At 41.0% G+C, this 16,574-nt stretch carries 14 protein-coding genes; 10 read left to right on the forward strand and 4 right to left on the reverse strand.

The genetic code is table 11. The features are described from left to right. Positions 1–147: 147 nt before the first annotated feature. Both MHN81_RS14505 and umuD read right to left on the reverse strand, forming a co-directional pair. Positions 148–1,404 (reverse strand): Y-family DNA polymerase, encoded by a 1,257-nt coding sequence (locus tag MHN81_RS14505; protein WP_239426050.1) that lies wholly within the window; start codon positions 1,402–1,404, stop codon positions 148–150. Further along, complete coding sequence (gene umuD, locus MHN81_RS14510) at positions 1,392–1,805, reverse strand: translesion error-prone DNA polymerase V autoproteolytic subunit (protein WP_023399155.1); 414 nt, start codon at positions 1,803–1,805, stop codon at positions 1,392–1,394. The genes MHN81_RS14505 and umuD overlap by 13 nt, the downstream gene beginning before the upstream one ends. Positions 1,806–2,176: 371 nt before the next feature. Here umuD and MHN81_RS14515 point away from each other — a divergent pair, with 371 nt between their 5' ends. From MHN81_RS14515 to MHN81_RS14560, 10 genes are all read left to right on the forward strand, one after another. Beyond that, positions 2,177–3,304 carry a hypothetical protein gene (locus MHN81_RS14515; RefSeq protein ID WP_239426051.1) on the forward strand — a complete coding sequence of 376 codons (1,128 nt, stop codon included), beginning with the start codon at positions 2,177–2,179 and terminating at the stop codon, positions 3,302–3,304. A gap of 265 nt (positions 3,305–3,569) precedes the next feature. Further along, a complete protein-coding gene (locus MHN81_RS14520; protein ID WP_023399153.1) occupies positions 3,570–4,313 on the forward strand; it encodes a MipA/OmpV family protein in 744 nt (247 codons plus the stop codon). Further along, on the forward strand, positions 4,303–5,385 hold the full coding sequence (locus MHN81_RS14525) for an efflux RND transporter periplasmic adaptor subunit (RefSeq protein WP_239426052.1): 1,083 nt from the start codon (positions 4,303–4,305) through the stop codon (positions 5,383–5,385). Before MHN81_RS14520 ends, MHN81_RS14525 begins: the two co-directional genes overlap by 11 nt. After that, positions 5,378–8,410 carry an efflux RND transporter permease subunit gene (locus tag MHN81_RS14530; protein WP_239426053.1) on the forward strand — a complete coding sequence of 1,011 codons (3,033 nt, stop codon included), beginning with the start codon at positions 5,378–5,380 and terminating at the stop codon, positions 8,408–8,410. Before MHN81_RS14525 ends, MHN81_RS14530 begins: the two co-directional genes overlap by 8 nt. An 18-nt stretch (positions 8,411–8,428) precedes the next feature. Continuing rightward, positions 8,429–9,094, forward strand: a complete 666-nt coding sequence (locus tag MHN81_RS14535) for a response regulator transcription factor (protein WP_239426054.1) — start codon at positions 8,429–8,431, stop codon at positions 9,092–9,094. Beyond that, the gene (locus tag MHN81_RS14540) at positions 9,091–10,482 is read left to right on the forward strand and encodes a HAMP domain-containing sensor histidine kinase (protein WP_023399149.1); all 1,392 of its coding nucleotides are present in this window, start codon (positions 9,091–9,093) and stop codon (positions 10,480–10,482) included. The genes MHN81_RS14535 and MHN81_RS14540 overlap by 4 nt, the downstream gene beginning before the upstream one ends. An 18-nt stretch (positions 10,483–10,500) precedes the next feature. Continuing rightward, on the forward strand, positions 10,501–10,953 hold the full coding sequence (locus MHN81_RS14545) for a GNAT family N-acetyltransferase (RefSeq protein ID WP_023399148.1): 453 nt from the start codon (positions 10,501–10,503) through the stop codon (positions 10,951–10,953). Positions 10,954–11,103: 150 nt separating this feature from the next. Beyond that, complete coding sequence (locus MHN81_RS14550; protein WP_023399147.1) at positions 11,104–12,240, forward strand: glycosyltransferase; 1,137 nt, start codon at positions 11,104–11,106, stop codon at positions 12,238–12,240. A gap of 108 nt (positions 12,241–12,348) precedes the next feature. Next, positions 12,349–13,026: a hypothetical protein gene (locus MHN81_RS14555; protein WP_023399146.1), complete on the forward strand. Its 678-nt coding sequence runs from the start codon at positions 12,349–12,351 to the stop codon at positions 13,024–13,026. Positions 13,027–13,168: 142 nt separating this feature from the next. Beyond that, positions 13,169–14,161, forward strand: coding sequence for a substrate-binding domain-containing protein (locus MHN81_RS14560; protein WP_231105416.1), 993 nt, complete (start codon positions 13,169–13,171; stop codon positions 14,159–14,161). Between the two features lie 27 nt (positions 14,162–14,188). Here MHN81_RS14560 and MHN81_RS14565 read toward each other — a convergent pair whose 3' ends face one another. Both MHN81_RS14565 and MHN81_RS14570 read right to left on the reverse strand, forming a co-directional pair. After that, positions 14,189–15,046: a 2-phospho-L-lactate transferase CofD family protein gene (locus MHN81_RS14565; RefSeq protein WP_023399144.1), complete on the reverse strand. Its 858-nt coding sequence runs from the start codon at positions 15,044–15,046 to the stop codon at positions 14,189–14,191. 205 nt (positions 15,047–15,251) lie between these two features. Next, the gene (locus MHN81_RS14570) at positions 15,252–16,574 is read right to left on the reverse strand and encodes a Na+/H+ antiporter family protein (protein WP_239426055.1); all 1,323 of its coding nucleotides are present in this window, start codon (positions 16,572–16,574) and stop codon (positions 15,252–15,254) included.

A 16,574-nucleotide genomic window follows, 5' to 3' on the forward strand; every position in this document is an offset into this window, starting at 1 on the left:
AAACTTTTTCTAATTGGCCGTTGTTCCAGCACAGTATAATAAAACAACGAAAGGTAGAGGCTCCTTGTTACTTGGTTGTGTTGGAATATTGCTTGTTGACCAACCAGGGTTAAACACACTCTACACACAAAATCTGTGGATAAAAACTCAGCATTTAATTACAGGAATATCCGGCCACCTTGTCGTATAGCGTGGAGACAAAAACTCTCTGCGCATTTCCCATTTTTGGGTTTGCAACTCAGACCCAATACGCGCAGCAGCAGAGCCATACCTATTGTTTATTTCATCTAAGCATCTCATTAATTCCGGCTTGTCTTGAGATTGATTAAACATATCAGATTGCTGAAATACATCATCTTCTAGCTCAATAGCACCTATGCCAGCTTTGTAGTACCGTACACCCGGTTTATATAATTGACTAAATATGCTCTCAACAGCATTGGCAAACACCGTAGCATCATTACTTGATACGGGAAGCTCTTTAATAAATGACTTTTTGAAATAGTCATTTTCGTGTGGTGAACTATGGGCAAATATCACAATGCGTTTTGCCAGTGATTTTTGCTTGCGTAGCTTTTTGGTAACGATAGAGCAGTGTGAAGCGAGCGAAGCTTTAAGGGAAATTGGGTCAGTAACGCGCTCACCAAAGCTTCGGGTACTATAGACCTCCTTCTTTCGTTGCTTTACCTCGCTCCAAGATAGACATTCCTCACCATTTAACTCTGCGATAGTACGCTCGAGCACAACGCTGAATTGTTGGCGCATCAGTCGTGGGTTTTGCTTTGCTAAATCTAGCGCCGTTTCGATGCCGAATAGCTGAAGCTTCTTTGTTAGTCTGCGGCCAATTCCCCAAACATCGCCTACGCTAATTTTAGAAAGTATCTGTCTGCGATTTTGCTCGTTATCGATTACTGCAACACCTGTTGCATCTGGAAACTTTTTAGCTGCGTGATTTGCTGCTTTTGCAAGCGTTGGGGTTAGGCCAAAGCCAACTCCTACGGGCAATTTAGTATTTCGCCAAACGGAACGGCGTATCAAATGACCATAGTCATACCAAGATGAAACAACGTCAGAATACCCGTCAAACTTTAGGAATGACTCATCGATAGAGTAGATATAGTGGTTGTCGCTAAATTGATTAATGACGTTCATCATCTTGTCTGACAGGTCAGCATAGAGCTCATAATTAGATGATTTGATCACTACACCGTGCTTTACAAGTGCATCTTTGAATTTAAAGTATGGCTCAAACTTTGGAACGCCTAAACGCCGGGCCTCTGGCGATGCAGCCACAATACACCCATCATTATTCGATAAAACAACAACGGGCTTTTTGCGTATGCTTGGATCGAATACTTTCTCCGCAGACGCATAAAACGATGTCGCATCTACTAGTGCATACATTTAGTCAATTCCGAATTTGAACGGTGCATACGCACTGAACCAATGACAACACCCTCTAATTGGAAATTATCGCAATCACTAATTCGGACTGGAGAATATATGGGAGATGCAGAGCGTAATAGCCTGTTCTCCATATCTATAAGTTTACATACAAACTCATTATTAAAATTCGCAACTATCACATCGTTCTGCTGCGGCTGGACAGCTCTATCTACAACAAGTAGATCGCCGTCAAAAATCCCAACACCTTGCATTGAGTCGCCTGACGCTAGTCCGATAAACGTTGCATTTGGGTGTCGCACTAATAATTGATCTAAAGACAGTCCTAGTTCTCTGTATTCGGCCGCGGGAGATTCAAATCCTGTGATCCCAGCTTGTGCCTTAATTGGTATTACTTTCATACGTCAACCTATACTGTATACATATACAGTATAGGTTGGGAGAGCTTTAAGGATCAAGTTTAATAGTTACATTTAACAGTTAATTAAAATTTTATATTCATAATTGAAAAGTAGTTGCTCAAATAGTAAGTTAGCAACCGAAAATGCTTAGTGCTTTAGTTTAAGATTTTAACTACCTTTAATGACCCCATTATTGAGGGGTCAAAGAGGGGTCACAAAAAAGGCCTATACATTCAAAGATATTGATATGTGAAATTATAAAGCAATACAAATCAGAAGTTTAGAAAACCCATCACCACTTATTCCACGCAAAGCCATAAAGGCAGTTTGTAATGTGGACCTTTATCAACGAATTAACTAAGGAAAAGATAATGAAATTAATAAAGTGTCTGTTTTTAATGTCCGTAGCCATCAGTTCAAACAGTGTATTATCAGCCCCTTTTGAGGCACGCAGCCATAACGAAAACCACGCTTGGGAAGATGAAGCTATAACAGGCCAAGTAGCAGATAGCGCCCCTGAGACTAGGTTTTTAGGGTTTAATATCGAAGAAATAAATGGTGAACCTCATTTGTCAGCAACTGTAGCGGCCCCAAAAGGTCTTCAGTACTTGTACTTTGACATTGAAGCTTCACCGGTAGGGCTTCTCGCTTACAACGAAACATTTCCAAGAACACATAGCCAGACAACGTTAAAAGCAACCATCCCACTTTCCGAAGCCCTTGAGAAAGTTCAGCACTCGGATTTCATTGAAATTTCTTTAATTTCCATGGACTCAATACCAGGCTACCGCCTAAACTCACTCAGATACAATAAACAGGCACTATTAGAGCTACTGGAAAGCGTAACTGATAACCAAGATTACAGCCTTGTAGTTCAGCAACCAATCGATTTAAAAGGGAATGAATATGGGCTTTTAGATGGCGTAATAAAATACTGTATGAACCACGATAGTATTCGCTGCGACTATAGTTACCTCAACTACCCTAACTTTGACAAAGACGGTCCTTTGCAGTTTGCACTGCCTTTTAAAGGTGAGTTTACAGTTAACGCATACATCAATGAGCTTAAGTTTCGCGAGGACCTAACCAGTATAAATAAGGTACTTCCAACAGACTTTGAAGTATGGCTTGATAATGACCTATTTGGTTTAGGTAAAGATCGCTCTAATGCAAAAGCATTCCTGTCAAACTTCTTTACTCTTACACACAGCAAAAACGCTTTCACAAACCAATACCAAACTAAAGTTCAGTGGGAAATCCCTTGGCAACACGCAACTTTTCAACAAGGAGCATCATATAAACGAGCAACTCACGCGATCTGGTCCATGAATTTTGCGGTCCAAACAAATCGATATGGGAGTTTTCAAGATGCAACTCGTCAGGGGATCTCACTGTCCGAATATTTAAACGCAAATATCATTGAAAACATAAACTTTAGTGCTTTAGAGGGCACTGATGATAGCCTCCTCCAGTTACCTCCCATGTCTGTAGAATATTAAGTCTCGTATACATCAAAACCTAATGACAATGGTATATTTGCCCCATTGTCATTTTCAATTATTAAGCTCAATGCTAGAAAACTTCTCCCTTTTTTGAGCAAACTTCAAAAATGCCTGTATCAACCCATCAATATAAGTAACTCCGTAATAGGCTAATAAATTACCACTTTGTAAGTTTCGAGAAAGTTTCCTGAATTATTGTTTGCCTTGTAGAGACAACTTTTAAAACAAAACGTCACCAAGACAAAACTTTTAAGGACTATATATGAAACTTTCCAAATTTTTGCTAGCGCTAACAATCGCAGTGAGTTACCAAGCTCAATCAGAAGAAGATAGTGAACTAAAGATTGGCTTAGGTGGCGCGCTTATCACCCAAGATGAAGGGTATAAGGATGTCGGCAACGAAACTCAGTTCGTTCCTGCAATTGCGATTGAATACGGTGACTTCAGGCTACTCGGGCCTTATGCATCCTATACTTTTTATCGTAACGAATCATTTGAGATTTCGGCGATTGGCATGATGCGACTAGATGGTTACGAACAAGATGACAGTGATCTATTTAAGGGCATGGAAGACAGAGACATGAGCTTCGATTTAGGTCTCGAAGCTGAGTTTGACACTGACTTTGGTGAATTTGCGATAAAATACACACAGGATGCAAGCAGCACTCATAAAGGATACGAGGCTACATTAACTTATGGCGTACCCTTCAGATTCAATAAGGGTCAAATCAAGCCTTACATTGCAGCCAATTTTGCAAGTAAGGACCTAACTGATTATTACTATGGTGTAAAACAGTCAGAGGCTACTGCCAACCGCTCATTTTACGAAGTTGACAGCGCTACCAACCTAGAAATCGGGATCAACAGTGATTGGTTTTTCGGACAAAATCATATGATTAAAGCTGATGTTAGCTACATGTCATTTGATACAACAATCAAGGACTCCCCACTTATCGATAAATCTGGCACATTCCAACTACTGTTGGGGTATGTCTATGTATTTTAAGCCTACTTTGTCGAAATATGGCCCAGCCTTTTTCTGCGCGTTATTAGCTGTAACAGGGTGTAGTCAAGCCCCACAAGCAACTAATGAGGATGAATCTAGCCCTTCTGTTCAGCCAACGGTCAGCGCAATACAAGTGCCATCACCAAGCAAAGTGTTTTATGGAAAAGTGCAAAGTAATAGGGGGTACGACATGGCGCTATTCAATAGCGGTCGCGTCGAATGGATTGCTGTAAAGGAGGGTCAACTTGTCAATCAAGGAGACCTCATCGCACGGCTATACTCTCCTAAATTAAGTACTCAAGTTCTAGAGAAAAAGGCAACCTTAAGCGCTGCGCAGGCAGCCTCCGAAGAGGCAATAAGCGAGTACCAAAGAGTTACAGACTTGCGAGCAAAAGGTTTGTCCTCTGAAGCACAGCTTGAATACGCACAAAAAACAGCACAAGTGGCACAGGAAAAGGTTCGACAAATGAAGGCACAGTTAACGGAGGCTAATAATCTACTCGATGATATATCTATTTACGCGCCTCACGACGGCGTTGTAGCAGCACTGTATGCCAGAGAAGGACAATTTGTATCTTCGTCGGTACCTATTGTGCGGGTTGAAGAAACAGGGGTATTCAAAATTGAATTTTTAATACCTGAACGAGATGCCATGACACTTTTAGCCGGCGTAGAAGTACCGATCCACATAGGTGCACTTAATAAAAGTATAGCTGCGACAGTTGCTGAAAAAGCGATCCCAAGTAAGCTGGGTCCTTCTTTGTTCAAAATTACAGTTCATATTGCAGAGACTACGCCCGAGCTATTAGGTCTAACAGCCCAATTAAAAATCAATGCTACAGACAATGTCATATACAGCGTTCACTCTAGCGCTGTTCGGTTTGGTCCGCATGGCAATAGCTACATGCTAGATAAATCCCACGCTTTCTATAAAGTTCAAGTGCAAGGTAGCAGAGGCGACAATTTACTAGTCTCTGCTCAGGTTAGCTTAGATGAGATTCAATTTGACACCACACCAGAGACAAAAATAAATCGCAACCTGATGGCAGTACTGGAGGTGGAAGGTGAGTGATAGCGTTAAACATTACTGGTATCAAAACCCACGCCTCATCGTGGGTATAGTCTTTATCCTTGCACTGGTTGGGTTTGCGGGTTGGTTCAGTGCAAGCGAGCAAGAAGACCCTCAATTTCCCTACCGTAACGGTTTTGTCTCACTCACAGCGCCCAATATGACCATTGCACAACTTAGAGATGCCGCTGTTGTGCCTTTGGAGCGTACCTTGAGCAATATTGATGAAGTGAGCACCTATCAGTCTCGTATTAAAAACGGTAACGCGGTGATTAACATCGAGCTACACGAACATATTTATGACACCGATACGGTATGGGAGCGAATAAAAGACGATATAACAAGTAAACAAAGTGACATGCTAGGCATTTCTGCCAACATTGTGGACAGAGCACAGGATACGCAAGGCATCGTAATCGCTATCACACAACCAAGTGATATATTGGCAAAGAGGGCATTAGCCATTGAGCTTAGAACCGAATTGGAGCAACTTTCAACTATTCGTAGTGTAAATCTCGTTGGCGATCCCCATGAGCAGATCGTAATTGATTACACCCTAAAGGCTATGCAAGAGTTTGGTGTAACGCCAGAACAAATTGCCCAAAGGCTTTCAAGCACTTCTGGGCGTGGAGCGAGTTTCCAAGCTGGTGGAATAACAACCAACACCAACCCTTTGGGAAGACTTCAATCAATCGATGATATCAAGAATAGTCAAGTGTCCCTTGATAATGCAAATCCAGTATCTCTTTCGACCATCGCTGATATTTATTATCGCCCAAACCCAATAGCACCAGAGCAGTTTATGGTTAATGGGCAACGAGTGGTCGGTTTAGCAATTTCGCTTCCTGCAAATACTGTTAGAGTTACAGAAGTGGGAGATGCAATCAGGCAAGTCGTAGAAGAATTCAATCTGAGGTTTGCCAATAACCCCGCAAAAATCGTTTTGTTTCAACCTAAATGGACAAAAAAACGGAAATCTGACTTGCTCAACTCCTTGGCAACTGGATGCATTGCCGTAGCTGTTATCTTAATTTTACTGATGTCTGTCAGAACAGCTATTGTCGTGGTTGTCACAATTCCTGCAATCGCATTGTCTGCCCTTGGTTTTTTTACCGCAGCTGGTGGTGTTTTACATCAAATGACAATAGCAGGATTGGTAATTTCTCTGGGTCTTATGGTGGACAACAGCATCGTTATGGCAGAAAAGATCTTACAGCTAATGGATAAAGGGAAAAGCCATTTAGAAGCCAGTAAGCTAGCTGTAAAGGACCTTTACAAACCTTTAGCAACCGCGACAATTACTACCATTGCAGCTTTTCTTCCCATGTTGCTGGCAAAAGGTAGCGTCGCCGACTTTATATCAACGATCCCAATCCTAGTTATTCTTTGTATCAGTTTAAGTTATCTTATAGCACTTTCATTCGTACCAGTTATGGCAAACTGTCTATTTCAGAGTCGCCATGAGTCAGCAAAAAGGCAAAGTCAGTTTTCCGTCATCGGAAATCGCATTGCGCAATTTTCCTTAGCAAACCCCAAAACTGTCATCATTGTCATGCTAGGCGTTCTGATTTTGATCCCTTTATTACCATCCGCGACCGGCGAGTTTTTTCCAAAAACAAATCGAAACCAAGGCTATGTTGATATTCAACTGCCGCTGGGAAGCGATATAACCAAGACGGCAAACCTTGCGCAGCAAATAAGCCAATATATTCAAACACTCGATTTCGTAACCCAAACGCTCACTTTTAGCGGCTCTTCAGGCCCACGCTTTTATTACAACCTTGTTCAACAACCTGGAGAAAGCCATATTGCTAGGGTCGTTTTTGAGGTCACAGAGGAAACTATTGTTGGAGAAGTAGTAGAGCAGTTCAATACTTTGTTGCCCCAAGCTTTCGACGGCGCTTTGATACTTGCCAGAGAATTTGGCCAAGGGCCGCCAATCGAAAGTCCCATCGAGATAAGGCTTATAAGCAATCAAACAGAAGCAAACCTCAAAGCTGCCGAAGACGTATTTATGTTGTTAAACGAACAAACTGACACCGCACATGTTCGAAGAGACTACAGCTACGGCGTAGTGCAATTGAACATGCTGATTGAACAGCAATCGTTGAAGCAGGTGGGGCTAAACGAGAGTGCATTAGCCGATTATCTTGCATGGCAAGGAACAGGGCTACACCTTAGCGACTTAACTTTTAAAACAGAACCCATAACATTACTGCTGCAAGATACCAGCTCAAATCAAACTGTAGAGCGCATTATGTCGACACAAATCGTTGACCATAAGAATCAATTTTTACCTATTTCAGCGTTTGTAAACGCGCAACTGGTCGGTGAAAAGGCCGTTGAAACACGTCGAAATGGCCGCGAAGAGCTTCGGATACTATCTGACGTTACATCAGGCACTGATGAGAGCATATTACTTGAATCACTCCAGCCAGCATTACTTGCCATTGCTAAAAAGCATGGCGTCACTTTGCAGTTTGGCGGAGAGCTAGAAGAATCTCAAGAGGCAAATAGCGCGTTATTACTAGCGCTACCCGCTGGAATAATACTGCTGTTCATTGCCCTTATTCTGCAATTTAATTCATACAAATTAACTGTATTGGTTATGATGACTATTCCTTTTAGTATAGTTGGTGCGCCAATAATGCTGTCCTTAGTAGGAGTTCCTTTTGGTTTTATGTCACTGCTAGGCATACTCGCACTGGTGGGGATTGTGGTAAATACCGCTATATTACTCATAGAAAAATCAATAGAAGGTATAATTGATGGCCACAATAAAGATGCAGCAATAAGGCTTGCAGTTTCAAATCGGCTAAGGGCTATTATGTTGACCACTATAACCACCATTATTGGCATGTTACCTCTCACATCTGGAGAAAGCCCGTTATGGCCTCCACTGGCTTGGACTGTTATAGGTGGATTAATAAGCTCGACATTGATGATGTTGTATATTATGCCAATATTAATGAGTTGGTTAATTGAACCAAATCGGTATAAAAATCGAATAAATGTGAGCTTACAATAAAAAGGATAATCGACCACCATGCGCATTTTAATCACAGAAGATAATCTTCAGCTTGCCGAATTTATTCAACAAGCCTTACTCCAAGACGGACACGCAGCCGACATTGCCAATTGTGCGAAAGAGATGACAAGTCTTTTAGAAGGCTGGCAATATGATGCTTTGGTGTTGGATTTAGGGCTCCCCGATACGGATGGCATTGACGTTATCAGGCATTTTCGAGCACAGCAAAATCCCATCCCAATTCTAATATTGACTGCACGAGGAGGTGTTGAAGATAGGATAAAGGGACTAGACTTAGGTGCTGACGACTATCTCAATAAACCTTTTGCAATTGATGAGCTCAAAGCAAGGCTTCGTGCGATCTTAAGAAGACCAGTTGAATACTCCGGAAATATACTGACCCGAGGAAATATATCGCTAGACAGCAAGGCTAGGCGGGTAATGGTCGATAATAATAATGTCAATATGGGTAAAACAGAGGTCGCTATTTTAGAATATATGATACGCCACGCCAGTTTAACCGTCAGTAAAAATGCCATTTATGACGCTATATATGCACTCGGTTTCGAGGTAACTGACAATGCTATTCAAGTTGCTATGCACCGAATAAGAAAAAAGCTTGAACAAGCAGGTGCTAGTGCAGATATCAAAACGATACGTGGAATAGGGTACATATTGTCATGAATCAAGTTGGTGTTACTAAAAAAGGCTCTTTAGCTCGCAAGCTTTTTATATTGTTCGGGGTAATGGGAGGAGTCGTCTTTGCGTTAATCGGCGCTATTCTGTTCTTATTTTCTATCAACTTTGCGAATATTGCCGTTGAAAAAAGTATGCATGGTATGGCTGAGGATATACCAGATGGCCTGCACTTTGACGCTCAGGGCAGGCTCAATTATTCTTCAAGCAATATCGCGAAAAAGTGGGGCTATGACGCGCTTTTTAACAATTTAGCGTTCAAAGTTATCGATAGAAGTAATAACTCTGTGATTCTAACCTCGAATCCACACTTGGAAACATCCGTTGCCTTATTGGCACTTCCTATGGACCTGCCTGAAGGTTATTCATTCTCAAATGGCATTGATAGATATCGCATGGCGGTATCAGTTCAAGGAAAAGAACTCTACGTCGACCTTGCCAGAGACGACTTAATAGGGGAGTTAGCCAACGAAGCCGTTTTACCAATGCTCGGACAAGTACTAACACTGACCATGGTTGCCGCATTTCTAATTTTTATATGCGTTGGATATGTCTCAATAAAAGCAATTGTTAAGCCCGTCAACAAGGTAGCCGAGGAACTAGATGGTATTGAACCTGCGCAACTTGATCGCAGACTCGACCACAAGGGGGTTCCTAGTGAAATGCTGCCCCTTGTAAACGCACTAAATGACACCATGGACAGGGTTGAAAAAGGCTTCAAAGAACAAAAGCGCTTTGTTGCAAACGCAGCACACGAACTAAAAACCCCATTAGCAGTACTGAGAACGCGCCTTGAGCTTGCTAACGTACCTGATAAAATTGCATGCGAGCTAATGAGCGACATTTCTTATATGACACGCGTAGTAGAGCAGTTACTTGATTTGTCGCGAGCACAAAACCAAAACAGTTACCTCCACAAACCTGTCAATATTACTGATGTTGCTAAAGATGTTTGTATGCTGCTAGGCCCTTTGACAGTGACCCATAAAAAAGAACTCGCCTTGGAAGAAATCGACGAAAACCCATCGGTGATAGGAGATCAAGCAGCATTAATCATCATGTTGAAGAACTTACTTGAAAACGCCTTAAAACATGCCCAAGACGGTGCTCAAATTATCGTAGAAGTGGCTAACGGTCGTATTTCCGTTAAAGATTCAGGACCGGGGATCAAAGAAGAAGATAGAGCTAAACTATTTGAGCGTTTTTGGCGTAAGGAGCAGTCTACATTAACGGGAAGCGGATTAGGTTTAGCCATAGTCCATGAAGTCGTTTCGGCCCACAATGCTAAGATAGATGTTATATGTAACAATGAGTTAGGTGGGGCTACCTTTCAAGTCTATTTTCATGATAGGGTTGTACCTAATTCATCATCATAGCGCTAAAGGAGTTTAGCTATGCACATAAGAGCATTTCAAAAAAGTGATCTCAACACCGTTTCTCAGCTTGTTTCTGAAGTTTCTAAGTGCGACATATTGCCGCACTTTTGCGAGCAAGGTCAAACGGAGTTTATTAACAGAGTCATTCCCGATCTTGAAGCAACATTGAATCAATCAATTTTTAATACATTTATTGCCATTCACGAAGACAGAGTGGTCGGTTTTGCAGCAATCAGAGAAAGGAACTACATCACTCATTTGTTCGTTGATAAGGGACAACAGGGAAGTGGTATTGGTAAAGTACTATTAGATAAGCTACTCAGCTACGCCAAGGGTAAGCAAGTATCACTAAGATCATCACTCAATGCTCGCAGCTTCTATGAAAAGCAGGGATTTACCGAAACTGAGCCAGAGGGACAATTCAATGGCATTCGCTTTGTTCCGATGTCGATAACTATTAACCAAGCTTAGATACATTGCATTTTTAAAGCGGCCATTGAAAAATGCGTCGCATTTTGCACAACCCAGCCACTTTAAAATTTTTTCAGCATAAGAAACAGCAAGTTAAAGTTGGCTTGTTTTTTGTTTACTAACCTTAAACAGCAGACAAAGGTTAGTAAAATGAAGCATATTGGAATATACACGACATCTAAGCAGCCAAACGCAGTGGCGATGATCTTAAATGAAGCCAACGCGCTTGCTGAAATAGGTCATCGCGTTACAGTCTTGACACCTGTTAGGTATAAAAATATTCGCAACCTTCACAAATCTGTCTCGATAACGTATGTGGCAAAGGCGAGTCTATTGTCAACAACGCCTTTTTTTGCAAGCTTCTCAGATTTAGGCACCTGTTATTCTATGTGGAAACAACTGAAATGCCAAAATTTTTATAGTTTTGTTTCAAAAGGTTTAATGCTCGCAGAAAAACTAAAACAACTCGATATTCAACATTTACATTGTATATTTAATCAGCACGATTATTACGTTAGTTTATTAGGTAGCAAATGCGCCGACGCGTCACTTTCAAGTTTTTGGGATGTCTCTTCGTATGGCAGAATAGAGAAACATACACAAAAGCTCGTAGAGCAATGTGACTTACCACTGGTAGAGCTAGAATGCCAACGACTCGCTGCTGACGAGCAAACATTAGTACTAAATAGGGGGCTAGATCTCTCTAAGTACAAGCCATACGAAAGGAACAAGACAGCTCTGCATCTGGTATTTATTGGCAACATTGTCGATGAGTCGGGGCTAAAGGTAATACTAAGCGCATTCGCTGATTTACCGTCACGATTAGATGTAAAGCTAGATATAATTGGGGAAGGACCGATTAAAAAGGCTTTAGTCAGTGACTTGATCCGAAAAAGGCTCAATCGTAAAGTCCACTTTCTTGGCAACAAGTCTCGAAAATGGATCCTTAAAAAACTACCTCAGTATAGTGCTATTGTTTCGCCTTACTGCTCAAACGGCAGTATCGCGCAAGTTGATAATATCACCTATATAAAAGAAGCGATGGCCAGTGGATTGCCTGTACTAACATCTAATATCGCGGCATGTAAGGAAATTACCAGCTCTAATACAGGAATGAAATGCCCCCCAAATAGCATTACTGCAATGAGTAACATGTTAACTGCTTTTATGCAGTTAAGTACCTATCATCGACATTTACTTGGTCAAAATGCACGTAAATATGCAGAAGAGAATTTCAATGTAAAGCACCAATCTAGAGCGCTTTCACGATGGATCCAAGCGCTGTGATTACAACAAATTCGCATCAAATATTGTTTTTATGTTCTATACCTATAAGACAAGGAGCACTTTAGGCTGCTTCAGAAATAAATAAAGTTCAATACAAGGAACATTGCATTGTCAGACTCAATATATAGAGCATTGCAAGGGTTAAGCCGACGCGAGACTATTTTGTGTAAGCAAGGGGGAAGTCTCCCCAAGCACATAGAAATCAAACTGTACATTGGCTATCTTTCTCTCATATTAGCTGCCATCTTGGTTGCATTTGTGTGGCAGATCAGTCAGCTTGAAATATATAAATACACTTCACTAATTCTCCTTTTAACGGGTTATTTTGGTATTGTTGCTCACCCTGCGTTACTATTTATTTTGAAAAAAGACGAGATAAAATCCCATTTCAAAAACCCATTTAATCTAATTTATGCAAACGCCCAAAATACCGAAGAGTTCGACAAAAAATATGTTGATTTCCTGAGCACCAGAAGCAAACACCACTTAGAACTTGTGCTGCTGGAGGTACAAGCACAGAAACACTTATTTGAACAAAAAACCGCGTTACTTGTAGGTTCAATCGAACGAATAGGGTTTGCACCTGGCATTCTAGCACTCCTGATCTCTTTGGATAAACTCAGTGAAATTGAGCTTGATTGGGTTTTATCGATAGCGTACGTTATTCCAATCATTTACTTTTTTGGTGCATTTAGCCGCTTGTTAACGTCAAAAGTATCACGCCACATTTCAATAATCGAGATGGCCATCCAAAGAAAAAAAGCGGCTAACACTAACGACGAGTAACCTGTACCACGCGATAATAATTGAAAAGTACTCGCCCGATGGCAAGCTTTGCGGTATAACTCATTGCGCTAATTAAAAAAAGCATTAAAATATTTGCACTACAAACAATACATAGCATAATTTAGTCAAGGACTTAGAAATAGTGACTGAAGTGAAGCGTATATCAACTTATTTGCTATTCGGTTTATCCTTAATAAGCACAAATGCAGTAGCTCAATATACATTTGCCTTAATAGGCAAAACGCAAAATGATAGCTTTTATCAGCAAGCGTTTGCAGGCTGTAAGGACTTTGCACGCCAACAAAGCGATTTGACTTGTCTATATGATGGCGCAGATGATTATCAAGATGTCCGTACACAAGTACTTATTGTAAAAGAATACGTCGAAAAAGGTGTCGATGGTATCTTAGTATCTACAACTGATTCTAAGTACTTGGTTTCGGGGGCACTAAAAGAGGCCAAGCAAAAAGGTATCCCAGTAATTACCTTTGATTCTGATTTACTGAGCGATCAACATGCTTATAGATTGGCCTATGTTGGAACTAATAATTTTGATTTTGGTGTTGCGTTAGGACAGGCCGCCAAAAAATACAAAAAGCAATCCCCTCAACCTGTGTGCATTCAATCAGGACACTACACTACCCCAAATTTAAATGAAAGAATTCGGGGAGTAAGGTATGCACTATCCGGCACAGCAGATAAAAAGCTGACGGGGAAGTCGGGTTGGATAGAGCATGAAAGGTGCCCACTTTATACCATGGGTAAACGGGATGAAGCCTTGAGCCAACTGCTTGCCATACTGAGCACTGATACGCCACCAATCTTTATAGCTGTCGCCGGGTTCGCTCAGTTTAACGACAATTACGTCAGTGCATTACAACCCTTTAAACAACAATTGCTACAGCAAGCTGTCACTGTTATTTCCGCAGATACCGAAGAAATTCAAGTCAAAGCGCTAGGGCTCGGGCTTTCCACAATTAACATAGGTCAAAAGCCATATCATATGGGATTACAAAGCGCTGAACTGCTTTATAATTATGTTAAATTTAATAAAAAACCACCTCAAAGCGCATACTACTTAGATTTCCACTATTGCAATAAAAATAATGCAATGACATGTACTAACAATAGATGAATGGCTCACAATCCAGTGAGCATACCCTTAATACTTAACCGCAGTGACGCTTAGCGCATTTGAAGACTTTAAACTTGGTAGTTCAAACAGCGTATGCATCATATCTAATCCATTGTTATGGTAAGTATCATCTGCCGTGGAAGACATGCTCTCTCTATAATGGTAACTAATAATATCTGAAAACTGATTTGAAATTGAGATATCAAAAAATTGATACCCTAATTGGCAACTCATCCAATGTAAATACTCTGCAGATGTACAACTATTCAAGAGCTGACTAGTAGAGTGGGGCATATCAATAAATAAACGACTCGCATTTGTCTGGAGCACCGCATTTTTTATGTCTTGGATAAGTAGCAAAGGCAACAAATCAGTAAATGGGTTGCAAGGCCCAAAAATGATTAGATCAGCATCTTCAATAACCGCGATAGCATCAAGCGATGTATCAACATCTTTTGATAAAAATACTTCTTTGGGAAGTGCATTAAGGTTATTAATATTTTTCGCACCGACAACGGTCTCACCACCATACGTAATCGCAATTAAATCCGTCGCATAATCCGACATTGGCAAGACACTATTAGTGCTGTTGTTTATGGATTGATTAAACACAGTGAGGGCTTCCGTTGGTGTATGACACATCAATGAAAGCAATTCTAAATTGGCCACATGGTGAGTCTTATTCTGTCGTTTTGACGTACTCAAAGCCAAACTCATACTTTGCAAAATTTCCAATTGTGAATATGAGAGTAACGCGCACTTATTATCAATATCAAAACTTGCCTCAGGTGTGGCGCAAATTGCACTCAGGTTTTGACAAAGTGGCTTTAAAGACTTCATTAAATCGAGCATGTCTTGCCCAGCACCAAAAAACACTACATTCATACCATCTCCTCCAAATTGTTTTTCAGAAGACGTTTTGCACGAAACGAGCCAACCGATAAGCCTTTGAAATTTAATATTTAACTTTCATGGTTAAGGTCATAAATTGCAGTTTGCGATGCAACATAAAAATGGATTTTTTAAACTAAAAATAACAGCCTTAAACAGGTAAGATTAGAGATAAAAAAAGGGCCTGCAGGCCCTTTTTTTAAAGCACCATTGCCGCTATCCAGCCAAATATAAGCAGCGGGATATTGAAATGGATAAATGTAGGTACGACTGAATCCCATATATGATCATGTTGACCATCGGTATTTAAACCGGAAGTTGGACCAAGTGTTGAGTCTGAAGCCGGAGACCCTGCATCACCAAGTGCACCAGCGGTTCCAACTAAGGCAACAGTAGCCATCGCAGAGAAACCAACTTCAAGGGATAGGGGAACGAACAGCGTTGCGATAATAGGCACGGTTGAAAATGAGCTACCGATACCCATAGTGATAAGTAAACCGACCAGTAAGATCACCGCTGCGGCAACAGGCTTACTATCGCCAATAAGATCAGCGCACGTTGCCACCAACGAAGCCACATCACCGGTTTCTTTCATTACCGCCGCAAAACCCTGAGCAGATATCATGATGAAACCTATCATGGCCATCATTGCCACACCTTTTGTGAAAATATCCGAGTTTTGTTCCCATTTAATCAAACCAAATAGAGCGAACATCATCACACCTACAAGTCCGCCTAAAATCATTGAGCCACTAACATTTTGCGCCAGTAAAGAACAAAACACAGCTATACCACCAGCTATCAATACTTTTCTTTGGTCTTCTACTACCAAATCGCTTTGTCCAGATGTCATCTCATTAGATTGGTACTCTCTGGGTTTTCTATAACTGATAAAAACGGCAACTAATAACCCAATTAACATACCAATCGCGGGGATCACCATCGCATAAGGTACATCGGTATTTATAACTTCAAGACCATTATCTGTAAGGTTTTTGTGTAAAATTGAATATAAATAGATACCACCAAATCCGTAAGGTAGTACCATATAGGAAGTAGCCAAACCAAATGTGAGCACACAGGCTATAGCACGTCTATCCATTTTTAGTTTATTGAAAATAACAATGAGCGGAGGAATAAGGATTGGAATAAATGCGATATGTACAGGCACTAAATTTTGAGACGCTATCGCACAACACATAATCACTGCAAGAATAAGCATACTTAAATACGAAGCCGAGTCTTTGTTTTTACTATTGACTAGCCCTAATAATTTGTTAGCTAAAATAAGTGTTAATCCTGACTTGGAAATTGCAACCGCAAACGCCCCCAGCATGGCGTAGCTTAGCGCAATTTCAGCGCCACCGGACAGGCCATCATTAAACGCATTGAGCGTTTTTTCTAACCCCAACCCCGCTGTTAACCCTGCGACAAGAGCGCTAATCGTCATTGCTACAATCACGTTAACCCGAAATAAAGAGAGGCCCAACATCAAAATGACCCCGATGAGTACTGCGTTCAT

It is taken from the genome of Pseudoalteromonas sp. Of7M-16 (assembly GCF_022347805.1).
Classification (GTDB): Bacteria; Pseudomonadota; Gammaproteobacteria; order Enterobacterales; family Alteromonadaceae; genus Pseudoalteromonas; species Pseudoalteromonas luteoviolacea_F.

What these genes read in the sequence shown, in the direction of transcription:
- MHN81_RS14505 (WP_239426050.1), bottom strand. Translation starts at nt 1,404, where the DNA reads ATGTATGCACTAGTAGATGCGACATCGTTTTATGCGTCTGCGGAGAAA.
- umuD (WP_023399155.1), bottom strand. Translation starts at nt 1,805, where the DNA reads ATGAAAGTAATACCAATTAAGGCACAAGCTGGGATCACAGGATTTGAA.
- MHN81_RS14515 (WP_239426051.1), top strand. Translation starts at nt 2,177, where the DNA reads ATGAAATTAATAAAGTGTCTGTTTTTAATGTCCGTAGCCATCAGTTCA.
- MHN81_RS14520 (WP_023399153.1), top strand. Translation starts at nt 3,570, where the DNA reads ATGAAACTTTCCAAATTTTTGCTAGCGCTAACAATCGCAGTGAGTTAC.
- MHN81_RS14525 (WP_239426052.1), top strand. Translation starts at nt 4,303, where the DNA reads ATGTATTTTAAGCCTACTTTGTCGAAATATGGCCCAGCCTTTTTCTGC.
- MHN81_RS14535 (WP_239426054.1), top strand. Translation starts at nt 8,429, where the DNA reads ATGCGCATTTTAATCACAGAAGATAATCTTCAGCTTGCCGAATTTATT.
- MHN81_RS14540 (WP_023399149.1), top strand. Translation starts at nt 9,091, where the DNA reads ATGAATCAAGTTGGTGTTACTAAAAAAGGCTCTTTAGCTCGCAAGCTT.
- MHN81_RS14545 (WP_023399148.1), top strand. Translation starts at nt 10,501, where the DNA reads ATGCACATAAGAGCATTTCAAAAAAGTGATCTCAACACCGTTTCTCAG.
- MHN81_RS14550 (WP_023399147.1), top strand. Translation starts at nt 11,104, where the DNA reads ATGAAGCATATTGGAATATACACGACATCTAAGCAGCCAAACGCAGTG.
- MHN81_RS14565 (WP_023399144.1), bottom strand. Translation starts at nt 15,046, where the DNA reads ATGAATGTAGTGTTTTTTGGTGCTGGGCAAGACATGCTCGATTTAATG.
- MHN81_RS14570 (WP_239426055.1), bottom strand. Translation starts at nt 16,574, where the DNA reads ATGAACGCAGTACTCATCGGGGTCATTTTGATGTTGGGCCTCTCTTTA.